The organism is Flavobacterium sp., from assembly GCF_046317795.1.
In the GTDB taxonomy this organism is placed as follows: Bacteria; Bacteroidota; Bacteroidia; order Flavobacteriales; family Flavobacteriaceae; genus Flavobacterium.
The window spans coordinates 1-4,348 of record NZ_JBKCVI010000178.1; the positions used below are offsets into that span (position 1 = coordinate 1).

A 4,348-nucleotide genomic window follows, 5' to 3' on the forward strand; every position below is an offset into this window, starting at 1 on the left:
GGATATTCCTTGTCCCGAAGCGTCGGGATGTTGCATGGTTAAAAATAAGAAAAATATGTTATTCGTACAAGCGTTTTTTTATATTTGTTTTTGGATTGTGGGAGTTTTTTTTCACAGTCTGACCTTATCGGCAATCCTATCGCAGAATCGAAAATCTAACACAATTTCTAAAAAGATAAAAAACTCACATATGCTTAATTATGACAACACTCACAAAACCTAGAATACAATCTATCGACCTTTTAAAAGGTTTGGTAATGGTAATAATGGCACTTGACCACGTAAGAGATTATTTCCATTATTCGGCTTTCTTTTTTGATGCGACTGATCCTGAGCAAACCACTTGGCCTATTTTTATTACCCGATTTATAACACATTTTTGTGCACCTGCTTTTAGTTTCCTCGCAGGAACTTCGGCTTTCATGATTGGCAAAAGAAAATCGCCAGCGGAATTGTCAAGTTTCTTATTTAAACGCGGACTTTGGTTGGTTTTTGTCGAAATAATCATTATCAATTTTGCATGGAAATTCGATTTAAACTTCACCCATATTGGTTTACAAACCATTTGGTCATTAGGAATTAGTATGATAGTTTTAGCAGGATTAATTCACTTTCCCAAAAAAATGATTTTGGTATTTAGTCTTCTGATTATTTTTGGTCATAACTTATTAGACAACATTCATTTTGACGGAAGCTATTTATGGGCGATACTACATGAGCGTCAAAAATTTGAATTTACAGAAGGACATACCGTTATTTTTGCCTATTCATTATTGCCTTGGATTGGTGTGATGTCGTTGGGATATTGTTTTGGTTCGCTTTATGACAGTTCGTTTGACGCTCAAAAAAGAAAGCAACTATTAAACGGTTTAGGAATTGCTAGTATAGCACTTTTCTTTATTCTCATTGCATTCAATACGTATGGCGATCCATTACAATGGACAAACTATGGCGATGTTTCCAAAACGTTAATGTCAATTTTAAATATCAGTAAATATCCACCATCGTTATTATATTTATTAGTAACATTAGGCGGAACGTTACTCTTTTTAGCCAATGCCGAAAAACTAAAAGGTAACTTCGTCAATTTCTTTTGTGTATTTGGACGAGTACCATTTTTCTATTACATTCTACACCTTTATTTGATACATTTAATGGCAGTTATTGCAGCAGAGTTTACAGGGTTTGGTTGGAAAATTATGGTATCGATGCCTACATTTATTACTAGAGTAGAAGCTTTGAAAGGATATGGTTTTAATTTGATTACAGTTTATGTTGTTTGGATTATAGTTATTCTTTTGTTGTATCCTTTGTGTAAAAAATTCGATAATTATAAACAATCCCATAAAGAAAAATGGTGGCTAAGTTATTTATAAATAAAGCATAAATTACTAATAGACAAAAGGGCAGCCGATAACAGCGGTTAAACGCTATTGCGAATTTTGTGATAACTTCACGCTCACGTTTCGCAAGAAATATTATCTTTAACGGAAAATAAACGTTTACGAAGTTCGCAACAGTCGTGTAGCCGCGGGAACGTTAGCCTCGAGCAGAATTTGATCGGGAGTATTGGGATGTTCGAACAATTTTTCCAGAATCGTTTTTGGAATTTATTCAATAAATAAAGAGACAGAAATATCAAGATCAATAATTGTTTGTTAAAATCAATTAAAAGCCTTTGTAAGTTCTCACCGCAGCATTGATTTAACTCCAAGGGATATCTTTATTTGAATTGGCATGAAATTTGATACTTTTTTCTCCGTTAAAATTCATGTGTTTGCGCATCAATTTTTTCCACATTTAAATTAATAAAGGTGTATCCCGAAAAACCTCTAAAGAGTAGGCCCAAAAAATTTACAATGAGAAAAACGATTCTGATTTTATTCACATTATTCACTCTTCCTAGCTTTAGTCAGTGGGAGGCAGATTTAAAGAAAACGATTAGTTGGTACCAGATTACCCCTACCGGTAATTTAATTCTTGCCACCAACGATGGTATCGTAGGCATTAATGAAAGCAATGGCCAATTGCTTTATACCATTCCAAATGTTGTTTCGGTACTAGAGGAAGAATTTCAGGTAATACCAAATACACCATTCGGGATGATTAGCCGCATGGAGGGACGACTAGAATCGAAATTGATTTTCAAACTTACGGATGGCAAGGTGCTTTTTGATTCAAAAAAGGAGGGTATTAGTATCGGCAAGCAGTATTTACTTGGTAGCACAGGAGATTTTATATTCCAAGGGATTCGCGGGAAAGAGTCGGTATTTTTCCTTGTTGATATTGCAACTGGAACCATCCGCTGGGAGCAAAGTAATTTGTTTGGCAAGGGGATTTTTGCAGAGGTAATCGATGGTGCTCCTATTGAAAACGAAGAGGGGAATTTCATTATTCCTACTGTTGGCGGGATGAGTGGTGGCTCTATTTATTGTTTTTCACCGCAAGATGGAAAGCAACAATGGAAGGCTGAATTACCCAAGCTCAAGGGCGCGCAGTCAGCAACACTAACAGCAACAAAACTAGCTACTTCAATTCTGGAAAAAGACAAGTTTATATACATGCGCGGTCAGAGTGTGATGGCCTACAACATCAGTAATGGTCAGACAATCTGGGCTGAACCTGCAAAGCAACGAGGCCTGCCCGATCGGGTAATTTATGATCCATTCGGGTTGATTGTTGCAAGCGCCATAGATCCAAATAATACCATTTTTAAACCAACTATGGTCATGTATGATTACAAAACCGGGAAAGAAATATGGCCCGAGCGGGTTAAACTGAAAGGCACCGTTACAAATTATAGCTATTGCGACAAAGGCCTACTTATTAGCATGGACGCAGGAAATGGAAAGAGTTTGATCAATATTGTTGATATCGATAAAGGAGTATACCTTTTCGAAAATGCTTATAAAGTAAATGGCTTAGTACAAGAAATGCAACTACTTGGCTCAGCTGTCTATGTACGCACCAATTTAGAGGAAGATTTTGTGAGCATGGAAAACGGCAAATCGCTTTTAACAAAAAACATTTCATCAAAACCCGAACAGCCTATTATTAATGTGCGTACAGGTGATCTGTCATTTACGTTTAATCCGGCTGACGATATCTTGTATAAGACCGATTTAAACAAGCAATCGCAAATTGCATTGAGTGCGAGTAAAATTGATTTTGATCAAAAAGAAACACCTGAGCGAATCGGAATTCTTAATGATAAAGTTGTTTTATCATCATCACAAACCGTTGCTGCATATAGTTTTGAAGGGAAAGAACTATACAAAACACACATTCCTGCACCTGGAATTTCTGGTTGGAAAAAGGCAAAATATGCAACGTCAGCAGTATTGCTTACGATGGACGCTATGCGTTATGCCGAACTTGAAGCGCAGGCCAAAAAGGCTTCATCTGCGTCTAAAACGTACAAAGAACGGCAGTTTTGTGATGCCATCGGTCAGTTTGCAAACAATGGAGCCAATGTGCGTCTTTCTGCCGCCGCCAGCGATATGGAAAAAATGCGAACTCGTTTCAAAGCCACAGCATCGGGCAATACGGTACAGTTTGTTTTAGGTAAACTCGAAAGTAAGGATTACGGCTTATTTGGAATATCCAAAGAAACAGGAGCTAAAGTGAGCGAAATCAACTTTGGAAAGGATAACGACCCTAAATACCTTCTAGACGATATTTCCCGTATTGTATACTACCTTAACGATAAAGGCGTATTGAAATCAATAACGTATTAGTTATTATTTGTATATCCGATTTTTGGAATCAGTGGTAAAAAGCTTTTCATGAATTCATCATCAATCAAATAGCCCCAACTGGTGTTTGTCTGTGATGAGTGCTTTCTTAAATTTGAACAAAGAATGTAGTATTTGCAATGCGGTTTAATATATCAATAGTAATAATGAAGCTTCCTTTTTGATATCATTGTTTTCTCAGAAATACTATATTTGATAAAATGTTTTAAGACCCGCATTGCAAACGCTTTATTTGTCAAATAAAGGTAAGTAGGTACTCGTCATAGAGGAGCACCAGAATGGGCTTGAAGAAGTGCTACTAATTACCTCTAACATATTGCTGTAACAAAAGGTCTTCGACAAGCTCAGACTGACATTATCTTTCTAATTGCATTTATATAATGCTGTCACACTGACAATGGTTTATTGGATTAGCATTAAATTAGTTAACAGTTCCTCAATCTTTTTTCATTACCAATTAGTAACCCTAATGCCACACTGAGCTCCGCCTGTACTGACGAAGGAAGTATCGAAGTGCACTAACCCCAACTGGTGCTCGTCTGTGACGAGTACCTACTTAAATTAGAACAAAGAACGTAGCATTTGCAATGCGG

The 4,348-nt window shown here is 36.6% G+C and carries 2 protein-coding genes; both read left to right on the top strand.

Annotation, left to right across the window (positions count from 1 at the left end; genetic code table 11):
* Nucleotides 1–200: 200 nt before the first annotated feature.
* Nucleotides 201–1,376, top strand: coding sequence for a DUF1624 domain-containing protein (locus ACK5ON_RS10610; protein ID WP_409822278.1), 1,176 nt, complete (start codon nucleotides 201–203; stop codon nucleotides 1,374–1,376).
* Between the two features lie 483 nt (nucleotides 1,377–1,859).
* Nucleotides 1,860–3,737 carry a PQQ-binding-like beta-propeller repeat protein gene (locus ACK5ON_RS10615; protein WP_409822280.1) on the top strand — a complete coding sequence of 626 codons (1,878 nt, stop codon included), beginning with the start codon at nucleotides 1,860–1,862 and terminating at the stop codon, nucleotides 3,735–3,737.
* Nucleotides 3,738–4,348: the final 611 nt, after the last annotated feature.

What these genes read in the sequence shown, in the direction of transcription:
- ACK5ON_RS10610 (WP_409822278.1), top strand. Translation starts at nt 201, where the DNA reads ATGACAACACTCACAAAACCTAGAATACAATCTATCGACCTTTTAAAA.
- ACK5ON_RS10615 (WP_409822280.1), top strand. Translation starts at nt 1,860, where the DNA reads ATGAGAAAAACGATTCTGATTTTATTCACATTATTCACTCTTCCTAGC.